24 protein-coding genes are annotated in these 19,886 nt (G+C 39.1%); 8 read left to right on the top strand and 16 right to left on the bottom strand.

Annotation, left to right across the window (positions count from 1 at the left end):
- Window position 1: 1 nt before the first annotated feature.
- From rimM to H561_RS0102925, 6 genes are all read right to left on the bottom strand, one after another.
- The gene (gene rimM, locus H561_RS0102950) at window positions 2–544 is read right to left on the bottom strand and encodes a ribosome maturation factor RimM (protein WP_027385662.1); all 543 of its coding nucleotides are present in this window, start codon (window positions 542–544) and stop codon (window positions 2–4) included.
- 12 nt (window positions 545–556) lie between these two features.
- Window positions 557–1,111, bottom strand: a complete 555-nt coding sequence (locus H561_RS0102945) for a 30S ribosomal protein S16 (RefSeq protein WP_027385661.1) — start codon at window positions 1,109–1,111, stop codon at window positions 557–559.
- A gap of 109 nt (window positions 1,112–1,220) precedes the next feature.
- Window positions 1,221–1,733, bottom strand: a complete 513-nt coding sequence (locus tag H561_RS0102940; RefSeq protein WP_027385660.1) for a nitroreductase family protein — start codon at window positions 1,731–1,733, stop codon at window positions 1,221–1,223.
- 42 nt (window positions 1,734–1,775) lie between these two features.
- The gene (locus tag H561_RS21950; protein ID WP_034761272.1) at window positions 1,776–2,411 is read right to left on the bottom strand and encodes a DoxX family membrane protein; all 636 of its coding nucleotides are present in this window, start codon (window positions 2,409–2,411) and stop codon (window positions 1,776–1,778) included.
- A 75-nt stretch (window positions 2,412–2,486) separates the two neighbouring features.
- A complete protein-coding gene (locus H561_RS0102930) occupies window positions 2,487–2,936 on the bottom strand; it encodes a GreA/GreB family elongation factor (RefSeq protein WP_027385659.1) in 450 nt (149 codons plus the stop codon).
- Between the two features lie 143 nt (window positions 2,937–3,079).
- Entirely contained in the window at window positions 3,080–3,613 is a 534-nt protein-coding gene (locus H561_RS0102925; RefSeq protein ID WP_027385658.1) for an SRPBCC family protein, read from the bottom strand.
- Window positions 3,614–3,828: 215 nt separating this feature from the next.
- Here H561_RS0102925 and H561_RS0102920 point away from each other — a divergent pair, with 215 nt between their 5' ends.
- The 5 genes from H561_RS0102920 (at window position 3,829) to H561_RS0102900 (ending at window position 8,815) form a co-directional block, all read left to right on the top strand.
- Window positions 3,829–5,886, top strand: a complete 2,058-nt coding sequence (locus H561_RS0102920) for a M3 family metallopeptidase (protein WP_027385657.1) — start codon at window positions 3,829–3,831, stop codon at window positions 5,884–5,886.
- A gap of 111 nt (window positions 5,887–5,997) precedes the next feature.
- Window positions 5,998–6,555: a hypothetical protein gene (locus tag H561_RS0102915; RefSeq protein WP_027385656.1), complete on the top strand. Its 558-nt coding sequence runs from the start codon at window positions 5,998–6,000 to the stop codon at window positions 6,553–6,555.
- Window positions 6,556–6,745: 190 nt separating this feature from the next.
- Window positions 6,746–7,312 carry a hypothetical protein gene (locus H561_RS0102910; RefSeq protein WP_155845718.1) on the top strand — a complete coding sequence of 189 codons (567 nt, stop codon included), beginning with the start codon at window positions 6,746–6,748 and terminating at the stop codon, window positions 7,310–7,312.
- 246 nt (window positions 7,313–7,558) lie between these two features.
- A complete protein-coding gene (locus H561_RS0102905) occupies window positions 7,559–7,942 on the top strand; it encodes a tetratricopeptide repeat protein (protein WP_027385654.1) in 384 nt (127 codons plus the stop codon).
- Window positions 7,943–8,191: 249 nt separating this feature from the next.
- Window positions 8,192–8,815, top strand: coding sequence for a hypothetical protein (locus H561_RS0102900; RefSeq protein ID WP_027385653.1), 624 nt, complete (start codon window positions 8,192–8,194; stop codon window positions 8,813–8,815).
- Between the two features lie 18 nt (window positions 8,816–8,833).
- Here the strand turns inward: H561_RS0102900 and H561_RS0102895 are convergent, their stop codons facing one another.
- The 4 genes from H561_RS0102895 to panD all read right to left on the bottom strand — a co-directional run bounded on the left by H561_RS0102895 (window position 8,834) and on the right by panD (window position 11,668).
- A complete protein-coding gene (locus tag H561_RS0102895; RefSeq protein ID WP_027385652.1) occupies window positions 8,834–9,505 on the bottom strand; it encodes a TerD family protein in 672 nt (223 codons plus the stop codon).
- Between the two features lie 5 nt (window positions 9,506–9,510).
- On the bottom strand, window positions 9,511–10,086 hold the full coding sequence (locus H561_RS0102890) for a TerD family protein (RefSeq protein WP_027385651.1): 576 nt from the start codon (window positions 10,084–10,086) through the stop codon (window positions 9,511–9,513).
- Window positions 10,087–10,296: 210 nt separating this feature from the next.
- On the bottom strand, window positions 10,297–11,313 hold the full coding sequence (locus H561_RS0102885; protein WP_027385650.1) for a lysylphosphatidylglycerol synthase transmembrane domain-containing protein: 1,017 nt from the start codon (window positions 11,311–11,313) through the stop codon (window positions 10,297–10,299).
- Between the two features lie 4 nt (window positions 11,314–11,317).
- Complete coding sequence (panD, locus tag H561_RS0102880) at window positions 11,318–11,668, bottom strand: aspartate 1-decarboxylase (RefSeq protein WP_027385649.1); 351 nt, start codon at window positions 11,666–11,668, stop codon at window positions 11,318–11,320.
- Window positions 11,669–12,068: 400 nt separating this feature from the next.
- On the opposite strand from panD, the gene H561_RS21945 reads away from it, so the two are divergent.
- Window positions 12,069–12,386 (top strand): HU family DNA-binding protein, encoded by a 318-nt coding sequence (locus tag H561_RS21945; RefSeq protein WP_051349287.1) that lies wholly within the window; start codon window positions 12,069–12,071, stop codon window positions 12,384–12,386.
- Window positions 12,387–12,526: 140 nt separating this feature from the next.
- On the opposite strand, the gene pdxH is transcribed toward H561_RS21945, so the two are convergent.
- Window positions 12,527–13,171 carry a pyridoxamine 5'-phosphate oxidase gene (pdxH, locus tag H561_RS0102870; RefSeq protein WP_027385648.1) on the bottom strand — a complete coding sequence of 215 codons (645 nt, stop codon included), beginning with the start codon at window positions 13,169–13,171 and terminating at the stop codon, window positions 12,527–12,529.
- Window positions 13,172–13,195: 24 nt separating this feature from the next.
- Between pdxH and H561_RS0102865 the strand changes: the two genes are divergently transcribed.
- Together H561_RS0102865 and H561_RS0102860 are read left to right on the top strand one after the other, a co-directional pair.
- Entirely contained in the window at window positions 13,196–13,744 is a 549-nt protein-coding gene (locus H561_RS0102865) for a YqgE/AlgH family protein (protein ID WP_027385647.1), read from the top strand.
- 103 nt (window positions 13,745–13,847) lie between these two features.
- Window positions 13,848–14,432, top strand: coding sequence for an N-acetylmuramoyl-L-alanine amidase family protein (locus tag H561_RS0102860; protein ID WP_027385646.1), 585 nt, complete (start codon window positions 13,848–13,850; stop codon window positions 14,430–14,432).
- A gap of 80 nt (window positions 14,433–14,512) precedes the next feature.
- On the opposite strand, the gene H561_RS0102855 is transcribed toward H561_RS0102860, so the two are convergent.
- The 5 genes from H561_RS0102855 to H561_RS0102835 form a co-directional block, all read right to left on the bottom strand.
- Complete coding sequence (locus tag H561_RS0102855) at window positions 14,513–15,325, bottom strand: aminotransferase class IV (protein WP_027385645.1); 813 nt, start codon at window positions 15,323–15,325, stop codon at window positions 14,513–14,515.
- A 77-nt stretch (window positions 15,326–15,402) separates the two neighbouring features.
- Window positions 15,403–15,789, bottom strand: coding sequence for an START-like domain-containing protein (locus tag H561_RS0102850; RefSeq protein WP_027385644.1), 387 nt, complete (start codon window positions 15,787–15,789; stop codon window positions 15,403–15,405).
- Between the two features lie 249 nt (window positions 15,790–16,038).
- Window positions 16,039–17,214 carry an aspartate aminotransferase family protein gene (locus H561_RS0102845; protein ID WP_027385643.1) on the bottom strand — a complete coding sequence of 392 codons (1,176 nt, stop codon included), beginning with the start codon at window positions 17,212–17,214 and terminating at the stop codon, window positions 16,039–16,041.
- A gap of 438 nt (window positions 17,215–17,652) precedes the next feature.
- Window positions 17,653–19,395 (bottom strand): OstA-like protein, encoded by a 1,743-nt coding sequence (locus H561_RS0102840; protein ID WP_027385642.1) that lies wholly within the window; start codon window positions 19,393–19,395, stop codon window positions 17,653–17,655.
- 10 nt (window positions 19,396–19,405) lie between these two features.
- Window positions 19,406–19,879, bottom strand: coding sequence for a Fur family transcriptional regulator (locus H561_RS0102835; protein ID WP_034761267.1), 474 nt, complete (start codon window positions 19,877–19,879; stop codon window positions 19,406–19,408).
- Window positions 19,880–19,886 lie beyond the last annotated feature (7 nt).

Below are 19,886 nucleotides of genomic sequence, written 5' to 3'. Positions count from 1 at the left end.
ATTATTCATCTTTTTTAGAAGGAACCAGATAAACATCAATGAGTCCTTCAGGAAGAATCATTTTGATGAACCTTTCATCCCGGTCGACTTCAAGAACCCAGTCTTTGATCATAGGAATAACCACTTCCTTACCGTCCAGATTCGTTACGAAATACACCTGGGCCGTCTGATCATTTACCGAACGGATCACGCCACAGTCCTGACCGTTTTCGTCAAGGATGCTGTACCCGATGATCTCATGGTAATAGAATTGTTTGCCGGAAAGTTTCGGTAATGTAGCCAGCGGTAAATATACGTTTTTACCCAGTGACTGGTCTACCAGAGCCTCAGTAGAATTTTTAAAGGCAATATTCAGAGCGTCCAATTTGCTCCATGATGACTTTTCAATAAAAAAAGGAACCAATAATCCGTTGATTTCAACGAATATTGATTCCAGTTTATTGTAAAGCTCGGGCTGGTCGGTATCCAGTTTAAGGATAACGTTACCCGCAAGTCCGTGTCTGCGTGTGATTTTTCCTAATAAATAGCAATCTTCTTTACGCATACCGGGTTGTTTTTAAGCTTCAGTGTTTTCTTCAGTTTCAGCAGCAGGTGCTTCTCCTTCAGTCGTTTCTTCAGCCGGTGCGTTAGCAGCTTCTTCAGCAGCTTTAGCATCCGCTTCAACTTGTGCAGCAGCAGCAATTCTGGCTTCGTTTACTTTAGCTTCAGCATCCAGAGCAGCTTTCTTAGCGTCAGACTGAGCTTTGGTTAAACCTTCAACTTTACCTTGTACTTTTGAATCTTTAGCTTCTACCCATGCATTGAATCTTTTTTCAGCCTCAGCCTCATCAAAAGCTCCTTTAGCAACACCACCTTGTAAGTGTTTTTTGTAAAGTGCCCCTTTGTAAGAAAGGATCGCTCTTGCCGTATCAGTGGGTTGAGCACCGTTGTTTAACCACTTTACAGCAGAATCAACGTTTAAATCAATTGTTGCAGGGTTAGTAATTGGGTTGTATGTTCCTAGTTTTTCGATGAATCTACCATCTCTTCTTGCTCTAGAATCTGCAACCACGATGTGGAAGAAAGGCTTACCTTTTTTACCGTGTCTTTGTAATCTGATTTTTACTGACATAATGTTTGAATTTTACGGGAACTCGTCCCAGTTAAATATTTTAAGAGTGCAAAGATAGTAAAAAACTTTAAAGTAAAAAGATACGAACTAAAGTTTTGCAATAATACTTTTATTCCAGATTACCCATATAGAACAATCCGAGGCATTTCTGGTTTTCTTCAATGGTTAAAGATGCTTTCAGATGATCAACCAGTTTCGGAGAACTCCAGTAACACCCGATGCCGTTGGCAGTGCAGGTCAGGTACATATTCTGAACGGCCATAGAAACGGCTGCGATTTCCTCCCATTCGGGAAGCATTCCGCTGAAATTAACCACGATGGAAACCACCGTATCCGCTTTGTTGATCTTAAAACCAATGTCATTGTATTTTTTTTCCAGGAACAGGTTTTCAGGCTGGGAAGCTTTGTAGATTGCCTGCATTTCCGAGGCCAGAGCAGCCTTCTCCTGCCCTCTGAATATTTTAAAACGCCAGGGTTTTGTCCGTTTGTGATTGGGAGCGAATGTCGCCGAATTCAGAATCTCATCAATGATTTCCTGAGAAATTTCTGCTTCGGTATAATCTTTCGGAAAGATACTTCTCCTCTGTTCTATAATCTCTTTTAAAATGTCTGCTTTATTCATGATGCAAATTTACGGCATGTAATTCATTTATCATGCAGGACATTAAGTATTCAGTATTAATTTCTGACTTTTGTATGCCCTGTAATTACTTACTGCAAAAGTAGCCAGAACCATTAAAGCCAATACTCCCGAAAGCCATTTTGCATAAACACTTTCATTGACAGCTCCTAAAAGACAGAGCGCTATAAAGCAGATGGCATAAACGATTCCTGCATTGACCCATATGCGTGCGGGATCGGGAAACTCATTCATAACGGATCTTGTATCATAATTAATAACCGGCAGCAATTTGTGTTTGTCCCAAATCAGGAGCATCAGCACCGCGAACATCATTAAAGAAGTAATGATCCAGGTCCCCTTAAATGACAGGCTAAGGGTAATCATCCAGATATTCGTCAGGATCGCAAAAAACATCAGTGCGCCCAAAGTAGCGTAACGCTGGGTAATCAGCAGTATTCCGGCGATCACCTGTACCCAGCCCAGAAAATTCCAGTACATCCCCGACTGATATAAAGCTTCAAAGAAATAGCCGACCGGATTATCGGTCTGGATGGCGGTGAACCGTTCACCCATTACTTTGATCAGTCCGGACGGGATAAAGGCAAAGCCTACCAGATAACGGAGATGAATGATGATCCACTGATTAATTCTGTTTGTTCGTAACTGCTGAAATTTCATAAGTAAGTATTTTGCATTGCAAGGTACTGAATAAAAATAAAACTCCAAATTTAATTTGGAGTTTGTGATCAGAAATTATAAAACCTCTACGATTTTCTGGTAAATGTTATTGAGGGTAAACTCGTCGCCGGATTTCATGCCCATCATTTTTTTTGCCATCGGGCTTTCGGGGGAAATGGCGTAAAAGCGGTCGCCTTCAAAAAAGAATTCCCCCAAAGAAACCGAAATATAAAAGCGCGCTTTGTTGGTGATCACCAGAGATCCCAGCTGAACCCTTTCAGTGGAACCGTTTAATACTTTCGCCATATTCCTCTTCAGATCATTCAAGGCTGCCAGCTGCCGCTGCATCTGGTAAATTTCTTCCTGCATTTCCTCCCGCATGCTGTCGTATTTCGGAGTCTTTTTAATATCGCGGCTCGCTTCCAGGGTAAATTCCATAAAATTTTTAAGTTTCTGAATTTTTTCAGCGATGGCGGTTTTTACATAATTTCTTATATTATTTTTTTCAAATATGATCTTCTCCATGAATCTATTCTTTATATAAAGATAATATTTTTTAAATAATCTATACTTTTGCTTTTTAAAAAACAGCGGTCATATTTTAAAAATCTTTCTCTTTTAAAGAGCATCCACGAAAAAATTATAACGGAACCGGTAAAATATTTTATTTATTTCTCAACCAATGCTTTCAGATTGTCCAGGCCTTCTTCATAAGATTTTCCCATCTGGTAATCCATAACGGGCCTCATTATTTTGATCATGGCATCCTGTTCCGTATCCATAGTCCAGGTTACTTTCGTAGCATTTCCCTGAGGAGACAAGATAATTTCAGAAGCGGCTTCGCCTTCAAAAGGTTTTATAAAGGTCATTTCTGTTTTTTGCTTCTGATATAAAATCAATTCCTTGATTTCCTGGCATCCCGCTCCGGCATCGTCATTTTTACTGTCCCAGCAATACTTATCCCCTGCTTCCCCGGAATTTCCGGTATAGGTAATTTTCATGGCCGCATCCAATTTCATCCACGGATTCCATCGATTAAAAGCTTTCATCGAGCTTAGGTGCGGCCATATTTTTTCTTTGGAGGCATTCAGAACCACCGATTTTTCATAATGATAGTCTTTACTGAAGGCCAGTATGGCTACTACAGCATACCCAATCATTAAAAGGATAATGACACCAAGGATTTTGAATATTGTTTTCATCGTTTAATTGTTTTTACGTTAACACTTTGCTTTAGAGAATTTTACCGCTTACCGCCAAAATTAATCATTTGGATCTCCCCTTTGCTTTTCCTATGACAAGATTTATCAGGATCCATCATTTTGTCACATGTTTGTGCCGGGGCATTATTTTTGAGCCATTGAACGGTCGGATCATCTTGATTTATTACATTTACAATTATTAAAACCTGAAAAAAATGAATATTTTAACGCAACCCTTTACCACACCATATCATTCAGCACCGTTTACTTCCGTCAACAATGAAGATTATCTTCCGGCTTTTCAGGAACTGATCCGGAAATCGGAGGAAGAAATCGATGCCATTGTCAGCAATCCTGCAGAACCTGCTTTTGAAAATGTAATCGAAGCATTGGCCTATTCGGGAGAGCAGCTGGACCGGGCATCCAATATCTTTTTCAATCTGAATTCTGCAGAAACCAGCGATGAACTTCAGCAGATTGCTCAGGAAGTTTCTCCGATCCTAACGGAATATTCTTCGAAAATCTCTCAGAACGAAGCCCTTTTTAATAAAATCAAAAAAGTCTATGACCAAAAAGATCAATATGACCTGAACGAAGAGCAACAGATGCTTTTAAATGAGACCTATAAAGGTTTTGTGAGGAGCGGCGCGTTATTAAATGAAGAAGACAAAGAAAAACTAAAGAAAATCAGCATGGATTTATCTTTAAAGTCTCTTCAGTTCGGACAGAATGTACTAGCCTCGACCAATAATTATTTTAAGCATATCACCCATAAAGAAGATCTGGCAGGAATTCCCGATGCCATACTTGAGCAGTACGCCGAAGACGCTAAGGAAAGAAACCTGGAAGGCTGGGTGGTGACCCTGCAGTATCCGAGCTATATCCCTTTTATGACCTATGCGGAAAACCGCGAACTGAGAAAGGAGCTGGCCCTGGCCAACGGCAGAAAATCTTTTGACGGCGGCGAGTTTGACAACCAGAACCTCATCAAAGAACTGCTCCGGCTAAAACAGCAGAAAGCAGAATTATTAGGGTATAAAAATTATGCGGATTATGTTTTGGAAGAAAGAATGGCCAAATCCCCGACAAAAGTGATCGACTTTTTAAATGAGCTGCTGGTAAAAGCAAAGCCTTATGCTGAAAAAGAAATCGAAGAACTGAAATCTCTGGCAAAAAATGACGGAATTGATGATATGCAGGCGTACGACCATGCCTTCTATGCAGAAAAACTCCGGAAAGCCAAATATGACCTGAATGATGAAGAACTGAAACCGTATTTCCCTTTGAACCAGGTTCAGGATGCGGTGTTCGGGTTGGCAAAAACCTTATTCGGATTGACTTTTGAAGAAAGAAATGATATCCCGAAATACCATGAGGATGTGAAAGTATATGAGGTTTTTGAGGATGGAAACGGGAAAACGGAAGACGAAAGCGAACATCCTGAAAAAATATTCAAGGCTTTACTGTATGTAGATTATTTCCCGAGAAAAGGCAAAAGAGCGGGAGCATGGATGACGAGCTATAAAAGCCAGTATACAAGGTCAGGTGAAAATTCCCGTCCGCATATTTCTATCGTCTGCAATTTCAGCAAACCGACCAAAGATACGCCGAGCTTACTGACGTTTCAGGAAGTGACGACTTTATTCCATGAATTCGGCCACGCCCTTCACGGCATGCTGGCAGACACACAATACCCCAACCTTTCCGGGACTTCCGTGAAATGGGATTTTGTGGAACTGCCTTCCCAATTCCTGGAAAACTTCTGTTACGAACCGGAATTTCTGAAAACATTTGCCCGACATTATAAGACCGGTGAAATTTTACCGGATGATAAAATTGAAAAAATTGCCCAGTCTAAAAACTTTATGGAAGGGTACCAGACGATGAGACAGATTGGTTTCGGACTGCTGGATATGAATTACCACACGAAAGCTGAAGAACTGGAAGGTAAAAGCGTAAAGGAATTTGAAGATGATTATACCCAAGCAACGCAATTATATCCGGCCAATCCCGAAACGGCGATGAGCCCGAGCTTTTCGCATATTTTCCAGGGCGGATACGCTGCCGGATACTATTCTTACAAATGGGCGGAAGTTCTGGATGCCGATGCCTTCCAGTATTTCAGGGAAAACAGCATTTTCAATCCTGAGATTGCTTCAAAATTTAAAACTTTGCTTTCTTCCGGCGGTACAAAAGACCCGATGGAATTATATAAGAACTTCAGGGGAAGCGAACCGAAAGTGGAGAGCCTGCTGAAAAGGGCATTCGGATAAATTATAAAGCTTCTGAGGTTTCAGAAGCTTTTTTTGATATTTATTAATTTAATGCGATGGATGGGGTATTTTTTGTATTAAGAATCTGATGATTAATTATAAATTTATAAAATGGTAAAAAGAATTATTTTATTCGTATTGCTGTATGCTCTGTTCATTACGATTGTTACCCTGACCCTGTCGCAGGCCGGTGACATTTATTTTATTGTCATTGCCGTTTCAGGCCCCCTTTTAGGACTTGTGATTCTTCGTGAAATTTACAAAAAATACTATGTACCACTGCCTTTAAACCAAAATGTAAAGTACAGCCATTTAAGTTCCGAAGGCTTACAGAAGATTTCAGGAAGGCCGTTTTTATTGGGTCTTGAAAAAAAAGTGGTTTCTGCAGATGACTTTTATTTTGACCAGGAGTATTTTTATGCCGTCAATAAGAATAACCAGACCGCAAAGTTCAGTTTAAAAGACATTAAGGAACTCAGCAAAACGGCTTATCAGATCAATAACAGCAGGATTTGGCAGGTTAAGATCAATGATCAGGGGGAAGAAGTGGTTTTCAATTTTGCCCATAATTATTCTATCTGGAACAAGAATTTCCTCACCTTTTATCATAAATTAAAAGAAGTGAATCCTTCCGTAATCCAATCCAAATGGAGTGTCTGGAGTATGTAATTTGTATGTTTAAAGCATCAATAATATGATTAAAAAATTTAAAAATTTCACAGATACTTTTTTTACGTTTTTAGGATTTATATGTATTGCTGCTTTGGTGGTCTTTTGTGTATTTATAGAAAACCCTGTATCCTATTTTTTATATGCTTTTTTTATAACCGTTGCTGTGAATTTTAAGGGTTTAAGATATTTGAAAACCGGATTTCGTTATGTAATCAGAGATTTTTCAATAATTCTAAGTGCCGTTTATCTGGTGCTTATTACCATGATGTCTCTTTCTCCTTTTCTCAGCATTCAGGAATTCAAAATATCCCACTGGAACTGGAAAACGATTGATGCCAAAGAAATAAAAGCACTACCTTCCTGGGACAGCGGTTACAAACGGATGGGAAATTCCTATACTGATGTGTATTACGCCTATCAACCGGGCAGGACATTATACACGAAAACAGAATCCGAAGCTTTAAAAAAATATTACCCATTCTGGAACAGCCAGAAACGTGATGAGCTTGTTAATGAGTTTTCCCAATCGGTTTCAGAGAAAATCGAAAAGAAAGATTTTGTCGTTTTCTACCATCCGGGAAACCAGGAGAAAAGCAAACTGTTCCTGTCTACGGATCTGTTTTACTTTCAGGGCTCTTTATTTTACAATTTCATAACAAGCTTCGCCATGATGATCTTAGCTATGTTAGGGTTAGTATCGGCCATTGTATTATTTTCACTAGTAAAAAATCGAGATAAAAAACAAAAACAATGAGAGAAATAACCATGGTAGGGAAATAATCAGGTATCAGGCTGATCTTTTATTTTAAGGATATTAAAACGTTTCTATCACCACCCGTCAAAGCAATCCTATCACCTTAAAAAAACCGGCAGAGAACTTAATTTCTTCAGTATCGATAACAGTTAATCATTGTAATCGGAAAGCAGCTGAATCCGATCCTGGCACTATCACTCCTTAATTAAATTGTAAATTGCAGAATCAATTTTTTAATTTTAAACAATGAATACCATTACGAAACGATTAGAAAACGTAAAAAAACTCCAGGCCAAAAGGTGGGACAATGAAGATCACTGGGATGCGATCAATGATCTTTTGATTAAGGAACTGGATGAAATTCTGCTTATCGAGCCTCAGAATACGGCAGCTTTAATCAATATCGGGGCGATTTATTCGGATATGGGAGAAAATGAAACGGCCCTGAAATATTTAAAGACCGCATTAAGCCTGGGCTCAGAAGACAAAAACCTGTTGATCAACCTGTCCATCGTGATGGTCTATATGGAAAAGCACCCGGAAGAATACCATGAATACCTCGAAACATCCGAAGGCAAAACAGAAGACCCTCTGACTTTTAAAGCCTACTTCGATCCGCAGTCGCAGTAAATAGTACTTGAAAGCCACTACCGGATCATCGGTAATAGAAAAATTAAATATTAGATCAAATGCAATCCAGAAAAGGATTATGAATGCAAGAATGAAGTAATGGTATTCCTTTGATGTTCATGGTATAAATTGGTTTTTGCCTGTTAATTCATTAAAAAATTACATATAAAATAATTATATCACTTTTATGTTGAATTTTTCGTTACCTTAGTAGGGACAATACCAAAACCGAATCGTTCACATCATATTATGGCAGAAAAGCTTTATTTCATAAAAATTAATCCTGTTGCCGCAAAGATCAATTTGTATAACAAGCTCTGCCGTGAAGAGGATCAGGTACTGGAATTTCTTGAGGAAGATAAAAAGACCAGCCTGGAACTTATCCGGAAAAAAGTTCAGGAAGATATCCAAACCCTTTCAAAAGAGGAGCTTCTGTGTATTTTCAGTTGGTTCAATACCCAATATGCTTCAGATCCTGAGGAAATAAAAACCCAGCTTTTTGTACATGGCATTGACCTATTTTATGAAATTACCTCTTCTGTGCCTATTGAAAATATACGGCAGATCATGTCAGACTATGAAAAACATGCACCCGTAAAGATCAGCCGGATTACCGATTCGGAAAATTTCAACCAGTTTCTTATTTACGGAATATTCTTTACCAGTTTAATGAATAAAACAACCAACGGAGATTATCTGTTTGACGCTCTGAAATCCCAGCATGCAAAAATATATTCATTGGCAGAAAATGAATACCATGCAAAGAATTCAGAACCGCCTATTTCTAAAGACACTTATGAGGATTTCAAGGATTTATTTGACTGTACCAGATTCTATAAAGGACCTATCATTGAGCTTTACAGCAGTAAATAGATGGCCTGCGGCTTTCACCTAATATGTATAGGGTGCTAAAACATCGATAAAATTATCCGTCTGATAAGGTTCGCCGATGGCACGGAATTTCCAGTCGCCGTTGTGACGGTATACTTCCGCAAAAACCATCGAGCACATCCCGTTCAAACCGACATCCCCGGAAAGGCTGAACTTTGTAATTTCCCTCCCTCCCGCATCCACTGCTCGGATAAAGGCATTTTCAATCATCCCGAAATGCTGCCTGTTTATATTCCCCTTATAAATTGACACGACAAAAACAATTTTCTGATAGCGTTCATCCAACTGGTCTAATTTCACAATAATCTGCTCATCGTCACCATCCCCTGCACCGGTTCTATTGTCGCCGGTCAGCCATATTTTCCCGCTGGGATGCCGCATCGAATTGAAATAGACAACATCACTCTGATACAGCACCAGGTCCATGCCGGAAGCTGAAGGCACCGTTTTCCCCATATTGGCTACTTTTCCGTTCTTATCCAGAAGGAAGGCAATGGCATCCAGGTCATATTCAGGATCATTGTTTCCGTTAAGTATCCTGTTCCAGAAACCTCCCTGTCTGCGGACATCCCATCCCAAACCGATGGTTACGCTCGAAAGATCATAGACATTGTCTCCACGCTCATTTTTACGGAGGTTAATGGTCTGCCCTTTTTGTAAATTGATTGCCATAGGATTTATTTAATAATTTGACCTTTATAATATTTTTCAAGAAAGAAAGACAGGTCTGCACGGTAACCGATTCCGGAAGCTTCAAATTTCCAGCTTCCGTTCTTTTTATACAACCTTCCGAATTCTACGCCTGTTTCAATAGAAAAATCCTCATCCAGCTCATATTTCGCAATTTCCTGATGACTGATATTATCGATAATTCTGATGTATGAATTTCTTACCTGCCCGAAATTCTGTTTTCTTCTTTCGAAATCTTCGATGGTTACTACAAAAAGGATTTCAACCACCTTCTCGTCCACTTTATCAAGATCAACAATAATGGCTTCATCATCGTCACCATCGCTGTTTTTTCCGCTCGGATCATCACCGGTATGGGTAAGTGCTCCATCGGGAGAATGTAAATTATTGTAAAAAACAAAGTAATCTTCACTCACCAGCTTGCGGTCTCCATCAATCATAATTGCGGAAGCATCAAGGTCAAAATCATATCCTCTTCCTTCATTCGGATCCCAGCCGAGACCAATGGTCATTTTTGAAAATCCGATTTCTATTCTTTGTCCTTTCTGTAAATTAATTGCCATAATAATGTTCTGTATTGTATTGCTTCCTCTAAGTTATGGCTGTTTTAGAAATTTTCCAACATATTTTATAACGAATAATGATGTAAACGGTAAATCAATCATGAAGACTACCGGGAGTTACCGATCCGGTACGGGATGTATTCTGTCCATAAAAAAATCCGGCCTCACGGCCGGATGTTATACTGAGAGATTAAAAATATTTGTATAAATTTATTTTTCCGCCATCTTTCGGTTTCTTGCTTTCGCCAGCATAGGAATAGAAATCAGCCCCATCGTAAGCATGATAATAATCTGCAGCGGCAAAGAAATGAACGAATAGGTCAGGCCTATCTCGCCTCCCAGTTCACCGCTTTTTCCCATAGAAATAAACAGGGCCATAAAGCCGTATTTCATGGCCAGGTTAAAAGCTCCGATCCCGCCGCTGGCCGGAACGATCATGCCCAGGGTTCCGACAACAAGAATAAGGAAGCCGTCATCAAACGTAAATCCTGAAGTTTCAGGCAGGGCAAAACATACCAGATAGGCGGCAAAGTAATAGGAAATCCAGATTCCCGCTGTATATACTATGAATTTACCTTTCTGTTTCAATTTAAATATGGAGGTCAGGCCCTGAAGAATTCCATCAATAAAACTAATCACTTTATCCAGAACCGGTACTCTGGCTAACTTTTTCTTAAACAGGAAAAATAAAACAGCCCCTGCGGTTAAAATTAAAAGAATGATAAGGATTTTATTAGGATTAAAATCGATTCCTGAATTTTTATAAAAAGAATAAATGACTTCACCTTTAAAGATAATCGTCAGTCCCAAGAAAATGATCATACACATTAAATCCACGACCCTCTCCAGAATAATGGTCCCGAAAGACCGGTCAACAGGAACTTTCTCAACTCCGTACAAGGCCGTTGCCCTGGCCACTTCCCCGCTTCTGGGAATGGTAAGGTTCATTAAATATCCGAAAGATATGGACCACAGTGAGTTGGAGTTGGAAATATGATGCCCCATCGGCTCCAGCATCAGGTTCCAGCGGATGGCCCTGAACCAGTAGGCCGATATCCCGAAACATGCAGCCAGCAGTACCCACCAGTAATTTGCCCTGGATATGGATTTATGAAAAGATGCGTAGTCAAAATCCTTTAGGGCCAGCCATAAAAAAAAGCCTGCAAAAGCAAGCGAAATTACTATTGTAAGAATTGATTTTAACGGGTTATTGTTTTTCTTCTCCATTGAATTATGTCAGAAGATTGGTTGTTTCATCAGGAAAAACAATTTTCGGCTGGAAATTCCGGGCTTCTTCAGGCGTCATCTGGGCATAGGCAATGACTATAATAATATCATCCCGCTGCACTTTTCTGGCAGCCGGCCCATTCAGGCAAACTTCTCCGGACTTTCTTTTTCCTTTGATGACATAGGTGTCAAAACGCTCTCCGTTATTTACATTCACTATATAAACCCTTTCTCCTACTACCAGGCCGGCGGCATCAATAAGGTCTTCATCTATGGTGATACTTCCGATATAATTAAGGTCAGAAGCCGTAACTCTCACCCTGTGAATCTTGGACTTAAAAACTTCTATTAACATAGTGCAAATTTATTAATAAAAATTTATAAAACAGATTTTTGCAGGAAATTTAAAACTCACAGAAACACAGTCATTTAATTTTATAAACCGTAATATTTAAAGGCTTTATTTACTAAATTTATAATATATAATGGGAAGCCTTAATAATTTAAACAAAATTCAGGATTTAATAAATATAAAAAATAATTCACAATTATTGCTAAAGTCAATGATCATAAGCATTTGGCATGATTTTAGTAACCGGTAACGTAGATTTTACGTTATATTCTGAATTATCATATTTTAACTGATTTCGCCAAAAAACAAAAAAATTATTTATTTTTTTTCATTAAAATTGCACATTTACAAAATAGTATTATATTTGCTATAATTACGAACTAACTTTAATATTAAAAAAATTATGAACAAGTCTGAATTAATCGACGCAATTGCTAAAGATGCGGGAATATCTAAAGTTGCGGCCAAAGCTGCTTTAGAATCATTTATTGATAACGTAATGACTACGTTAAAAAAGAAAGACGGAAAAGTATCTTTAGTAGGATTCGGTACTTTCTCAGTAGCAGAGAGAGCTGCAAGACAGGGTATCAATCCTGCCACTAAAAAGCCGATCAACATCGAAGCTAAAACTGTTGCCAAGTTCAAAGCTGGTGCTGATCTTTCAGCTGCCGTTGCTTCGGCCAATACGCCTGCAGCTGCACCCGGAAAAAAGAAAAAATAATCAAACACCGATTATAAAAAAGGCTGTTTCCATTGAAACAGCCTTTTTTATGCCTATGAAATGATCTTCTACTGTAAAATCAGTCTGTATTTTATGACAGAGAGATTGAATGGTTAAATTCAAGCTTCCTCAAATCTCGGTTAAGGCGCCAGTCGGGATATTTTCCAGTCGATACCGTTCACCAGCTGATAGACCATCCTGTCATGAAGACGGTTGGGCCTGCCTTGCCAGAATTCAATCTCATAAGGCTTTGCGATATATCCGCCCCAATTCGCGGGCCTCGGCACTTCAGTATTTTCATACTGTTCTTCCATCTGTTTCAGCTTTTTCTCTAAAAATGCCCTGTCGGGGATTTCCCGGCTTTGCGGGGAAACCGCGGCACCCAGCTGGCTGCCCTTCGGCCTGGAATGAAAATACCCGTCACTCAGATTTTCCGCAATACGCTCAAGACGGGCCTTGATAATAATCTGCCGCTCTAAATTCGGCCAGAAAAAATGAAGACATGCCGTATGGGTCTTCTCAATTGATTTCCCTTTTTTGCTTTCGTAATTGGTGTAAAAAATAAACCCTTCATGTGTATAGGCTTTAAGCAGAACCATCCGGGTACGCGGACATCCGTCTTCTTCTACTGTAGAAACCGACATGGCATTCGCTTCGGAAATATCAGGATTTTCACCGGCTTCCAGGAACCAGTCCCGGAACTGCTCGATCGGATTTTGTTTTATCTCACTTTCAATAAGTTGGGATTTCTCATACACTTTTCTTTTATCGTGCAGGTTTTCCATAAATATTTTTTATTAAATTTGAGTATGAATTACTCATACAAAGGTAAAATATTAATTTCCACACCTGACATTTCCGGTGATATTTTTTCCAGATCGGTTGTATTGGTTGTTGAACATAATGAACAGGGCGCATTTGGTCTGATATTAAACAAAAAAAACGGCCAGATGAGTAGTAAGTTCAAAGATTTTTTCGATTTCAAAATTGAGGTCTATGACGGCGGGCCGGTAGAGAATGAAAAGGTTTTCTTTATTGTAAAAGGAAAAAAAGTGACTGAGGCTTTTACCGAAATCAACCATGAATTTTATCTTACCGAGGATATTGAAAATATCATCAGTGCAGTCCTCAACGGTGAACTTAACATTATGGATGTGAAAATATTCTCAGGCTATTCCGGCTGGTCTCCTCTACAGCTTGATGATGAGATCCAGAAAAAAGTATGGACCGTAGTGGATGTGTATAATCTGGATTATACTTTACCCAATGACCAGACCTTATGGAAATCAATCATGCAGAACCTTGGCGGAGAATATTTGCTCTGGGCCAATTCTCCTGAAGATATCTCCTTAAACTAAACATACCGTTAATAAATTTTAAAAATCTTAACAATATTTAAGAGACTATTAACTTTATTTAATCCTGCGATTACCTTTCTTTGTTAAACCAAAAATTAACAATATGAAAGCAATACAATTTTTTGCCTTAGCTGTTTTTTCTGCAGCTTTTTTATCCTTCACCCCTCTCCATAAAAAGCTGATTATTATTGATGCCGGGCATGGCGGAAACGATATGGGAGCCAGACGGGATGCGTTAACTGAAAAGGAAATCACCTTACAGATTGCGAAAGAAATTCAAAAATACAATCAAGGTCAGGATGCTTTTGAAATCGTTTTAACAAGGGATTCCGATAAAGACCTGAGCTTACCGGAGCGGGTTGCAAAAATTAATGAACTGCAGCCGGAAATGATGATTTCTTTACATATCAACAGCAGCCCGAAGCCTGAAACCCCGAATACAGGACCTGAAATTTATATCCAAAATTCAGAAGGATCAAAAAAACTCGCTCAAAAAATTTCTGAAAAATTCGATGTCCGCAGCATTCAGGAAAAAAATCTTCACATTTTAAGGGAATCAAAAGTTCCGGCTGTTCTTGTGGAGCTTGGGTTTATCAACAACACAAATGACAGGGAATATATGGTCAGCGAAAAAGGCCAAAAAGAAATCGCGCAGAAATTTGCAGAGGTTTTCACAACCTACAAATAATCAATACGGTACAATTTCTGATGTATTCATAATAAAACCCGGTAAAGGACTTGAAATTGTTGTTTACCGGGTTTGTCAATTTATGAGAAGCTGTTTTTCCAGCTGTGTGTCAGTTCAGGGAAACGGGTGTTTCCGAAAGTTTTATTCCTGATTTTACCTACCGAGAAAAGGCCTTTTTCATCGGAAACCAGCATGATTTCTTCAGCTTTCTGGGATTCAAAAGCGATGATTTCATGTTCCTGGATATCAGCCAGGCTGTTTTTATGCAGGAATGTGACAAAATTCTCCAGCAGCGGCGAAATATAGGCTCCCTCAGACTGTTTCGGAACTTTGATGACACTTCCTTCCAGAAACAGCAGGTTGCCGGATGTAGCACGGGCAATTCTTTTGTTCGGATTCAGGAGGATTACGTCGTCCAGATCATTTTCCTGTGCATAGATCCCTCCGTAGATATTTTCCGGGCTGTGAACCCGGATGTTGCTCAGAAGATTGTTATTCACATTGATTTCTTTGATCAGGTCTAATTCCAACGGCCTGGAATGAATGGCCAGAAAATCTTCCATTTCCGTCACTTCATAGAAGTATGATACGGAAGATTTTGATAAGGTGGCAGCATCCGAATTCCGGAAGACCTGAAAATTGATAATTCCGTTGCTGATTCCTTTTGTCTCAATCACATCCTTCCTAAAAAGGGACTGAAAAAACTCCAGCGTATAAGACAGAGGAATATTCATCCTCATCTTTCTCATGGAGGCCATCAGGAAGAAATAACATTCTTCGTCCATGATCAGTTCAGCATTTGTGATAAAAAAGGAAACCTTTACGGCGTCGCCCATTAAAAATGCCCGGTTCCTTACCTGTATTTCTTCCGATGTGAAATATTGATTTTCCAATGTTAACCTGATTTATTTATAAAAAAATAATGAACGATAAATCGTTCATCAGTTTTATCATTCAGCACGGCTTACGTTTAAGCGGCACCTAATTTTATTCTAAGATTTTCAATAAGATTCTCCCAGTACAGGGCATTTTCCTCTTCATCCCCTTCTTCACAGAAATCCGTAATATTCAAGGCCAGATCTTCCGTAATATCATCAATGGTGATGGTCATTTCAAAAAAGTTTTTGGTCCCTTCGTCTTCCTCCCATCTGAAACGCACGAAACCTTCAGGCTTATACCTGATCAAAGTCGCTTTCTCGGCAGGACCGCCACCCCAACTGAAAAAGAAATCATCGCCCTTTTCTGTTACATCATCCGCAAACCATTCAGACAATCCTTCCGCAGTAGCCAGATATTCATATAAAATCTCTGATAAACAGTGCATTGGAAATTCGTAATGGACTTTATGTTTCGCCATATAATCTTTGTTTTATCGTCCCGCAATATATAAATTAATTTTTTTATTACACAAAATTGTATTTATTTTTTTGCATAATCTTTATGATATTTATCAGAGATTTTTAAATACGTGTTTAATTATAATTTTCATGAACTATTCCTCTACTCAGAACAAAAACTCTTCGGAATGAAGGGTTTATGATGCTTTAAATTAATTTCCAATTTTTTAAGATCAATAGTCCTTATTCCTGAGCAGATATGTACAGTTTCAAAGATCATTCAATGCCTCAAGGATAATTTTACAACCTTCTGTAATTTCATCCTTTGAAATGGTCAGCGGAGGAGAAATTCTCAGGTATTCATTCCGGTACAGCTGCCAGAAAACGATCAGCCCTTTTTCCATACATCTTTTTGCCACTTCCAGAGTATATTCCAGTGAGCCGAGGTTAACTGCCAGCATCAACCCTTTGCCGTTGATATTTTTTATTTTAGGATGAACCAGAAGTTCACGGTATAATTTTTCTTTTTCATTGATCTCCTCCATCAGTCCGCTTTCCAGGACTTCTTTTAAAGTAGCATAGCTGGAAGCCGCAATCAGGGGATTCCCTCCGAATGTGGTAATATGGCCCAGCTTAGGGGAATGCGCCAGTGTTTCCATGATTTTTTTTGAGCTCATGAAGGCCCCTACCGGCACGCCGCCCCCCATTCCTTTACCCATCACCAGAATATCGGGAACTATTCCGTAATGTTCAAAAGAGAACAGTTTTCCGGTTCTTCCGAATCCGGGCTGAATTTCATCAAGGATCAGCAACGCACCGACTTCTTCACATCTTGTTTTCAATCTAATTAAATAACCATCATCAGGCACCAAGAAACCGGCTGCTCCCTGAATGGTTTCAAGAATTACACAGGCCGTCTTTTCAGTAATTTTATCAAAATCATTTTCGTCATTGAATTCAATGAAAGAGACCATCGGCAGCAGCGGGCGGAATTCTCTTTTATGAGCTTCGTTTCCTGAAACACTCAAAGCGCCATGGGTATTCCCGTGGTAAGAATTTTTAAAAGAGACGATTTCTTCTCTCCCTGTATATCGTTTGGCCAGCTTCAGGCTTCCGTCGATAGCTTCCGCTCCGCTGTTCACCAGGTACGTAATTTCCAGAGGATCGGGAATAGCTTCAGCAAGCAGCTTGCATAAAGCCACCGGCTTTTCCTGGGCATACTCTCCGTATACCATGACATGAAGATACTTTTCTGCCTGTTCTTTGATTGCGTTTACAATTTTCGGATGGGAATGGCCTAAGGTATTGGCTGAAACGCCTGCCACGAAATCCAGATATTTCCTTCCATCAGTTCCATAAATATAACTGCCCTCCGCTCTTTCCACTTCAAAGCCTGCCGCAAACCGTGTAGTCTGCGCCTGGTATATAAAAAAGTCTTTTTGCATGTCCATCTTCTTTAAATTTCAGCAAAACTAAAAAACATTCGGCAGACTCCGAAATTAAACCGATAGAATAAAAAAATCGCTTACAGTAAATCTGTAAGCGATACCACCAAATCACAAAATATTAATATAATTTCAATATTACACAGTAAATATATACAAAAAATTTAATCAAAATGCACATTCGGCAAACAAAACCAGAATATTGTGATTTTATCCTCAGCCAATTCAATAACTGTTGAATATTTAACACCATAGAAAATCAATTCTAATAAGGATTCCGCATTCACTACATATTGAAAAAATATTCCGAAAAAAATATTTTATTTTTAGAAAAATGCCTGGGATTAACATTACTAAATGATAGGATAAAAAAAATTCACCATTTCTGCATTGGAAATGGTGAGTAATATCTTTTTAAAACTTGATGTAAACAGGGAATTATCTTCTTACCCGTTTAGGCTTTTTGGCTTCTTCTTTGGCTTTTTCCTTTTCTACCACTTCTTTAGCCTTATCATACAGCGTGGTATCCGATTCATATTGTATCTCCGGATAATTCGGGGTATCAACCAGAATGTCCTGCCATTTCAGAATCCGGTCTTTTGTATTCCAGTTAAAATCGGGAAATTTACGCCTTTCAGGTTCTATTTTGCTCATCGGATAGGTATCCGAAGTGGCACCGATATTACAGGCAACAATATACAGGGCCTTTTCTTCAAAAAGCGCATCAATAATTCCGCAAGATGTTAGTGAAATCCCTATTCTTTCTTTCTTTTTTGTCTGGATATTGACATCGTCAGAATATGTAATCGCCTGTGCATTCCCAATCACCTTTGCTTCTTTAATGCTGTTATCTTCACCGTAATAAATGGTCATCAGCTTCCCTTTCACCTGGTTGAATTCATCTTTCATGTCAAGAGAATCCACTTTGCTGATGGCAAAAGCATTTCCTATGACTTTCAGAGAATCGATATTCTCTGTCTGGGTGTTGAAATAGGCCTCTATTTTATCACCGGTCACCTGTTTCCCGTTGCTCCAGAGAACAGGCTTGGTATACATATGAAGTACGCCGTCCGTTTCATTGAAAGCAATAGAATCCGCCCTTCCCTGTGCATTGGATTTATAAAGCCTGCCTTTTTTAAATGCCCGGAGAAAACTTTTCTTCACGGTTATATTTCCCGGATCTGCTTTCTGGTAAGAAATAATTTTTTCTGCCGCAAAATACATCGAGTCTTTTTCCAGAGCTTTTACCGCATAAGGATTTTTGGTCATCATTGCAGAATCCTTTTTTTCAAAAATCTCTCCGTATCCGCCTTTGATCCATCTCCTTTCCTTCGGGTCATCCAGGGTTACATTGCCTGTGGCCTTTCCGAAGCCGGACAGCTGGTTGAAATACATCTCATCACCGGTCAGGATTTTATCATTATAATGAACACTTGAATTCTTATACAGAAAGGCTTCTTTGGAATTCATATTATAATTTCCCTTTTCGGTAAAGATGTAATTTTTCGGATTTTTTTTGTTGGTGATGGTCGTCGGCCCGTTGATGTCGACAATATTCGTATTCTGGTTCTGGATCACATTCCTTCCTTCCAGCGTATAATCTTTATCTTCAATTTTCACATTTCCCGTAAGGTCAATGGTCCGAGTTGTAAGAAAATAAGTAGCCGCTTTGGCGTAGGTTGTACTTTTGCCGTCATTAATGGTTCCTCCTGTATTGTAATAGGCCTGGTTCGAAACCCTGTCATAATACATGGTTTCGGTTTTAATGACCGTTCCTTTCGGATCGGTAAGCACCACATTTTTCCTGGCAATCCCCCGTTGTGTATTGCCGTCATATTCCATTTCTTCTGCCGTGATAACAGAGCCGTCCGCATTCTGAAGCTTTACATTCCCGACTGCCTTTACAAAGTTCTGGCCTTCATAAACAATCACCAGATCCGCATTTAACAATGACCCCTGATGCTCGAACTGAACATTCCCTGAAAAGTAATTGTTCCCGTCATACTTTTCATCTTTCCGCAGTTCATCAGAATGGATATGTTTTACTTTTTCTGCAGGAGGGGCGTTCTTTTTAGGAACTGCCGAAGGTGTAAAATACGGATCTTTCTGCATAGGTTTCGGTTTATCCTGTGCAAAAACAAACGTAGAAATAAAGACCAATACAACAAAAACCAGTCTCATGGATGATTGTTTAGTCATTCTTCGTGCCATAGAAATACAGCGAATGGGAATCGATCTTTACACCGAATGCCTCTTCAATGCCCTCCTTAATTCCCTGGATCCTGGGATCACAAAACTCAATGATCTCCTCTATTTCCTTATCTGAACCCTTTTTATAAATCACCAGATGATCATGCTGTTTATCGAAATAAGACTTCTCATACGATGAAGAAGTAAGGGTTTTTTCACCGAACTGATGCTTACGGATTAATCCTGCATCAAGAAAAATCTCAATGGTATTGTAAATGGTAGCCTTTGAAACATGGTATTTTTTCTGCAGCATCAGCAGGTACAGATCATCTACATTGAAGTGATGATCCATACTGTAAATTTCCTCCAGTATGGTATATCGCTCGGGCGTATTCCTGAAACCTTTCTCCAATAAGTAGTTTCTTAAAACGTCCTTTATCAGTGTAATATTCTTTTCTTTTTGTATTGTATCCATCAAAAAA

The sequence above is a fragment of the Chryseobacterium gregarium DSM 19109 genome (assembly GCF_000430845.1).
Lineage (GTDB): Bacteria > Bacteroidota > Bacteroidia > Flavobacteriales > Weeksellaceae > Chryseobacterium > Chryseobacterium gregarium.
This window is presented reverse-complemented; position numbering and strand designations above follow the sequence as displayed.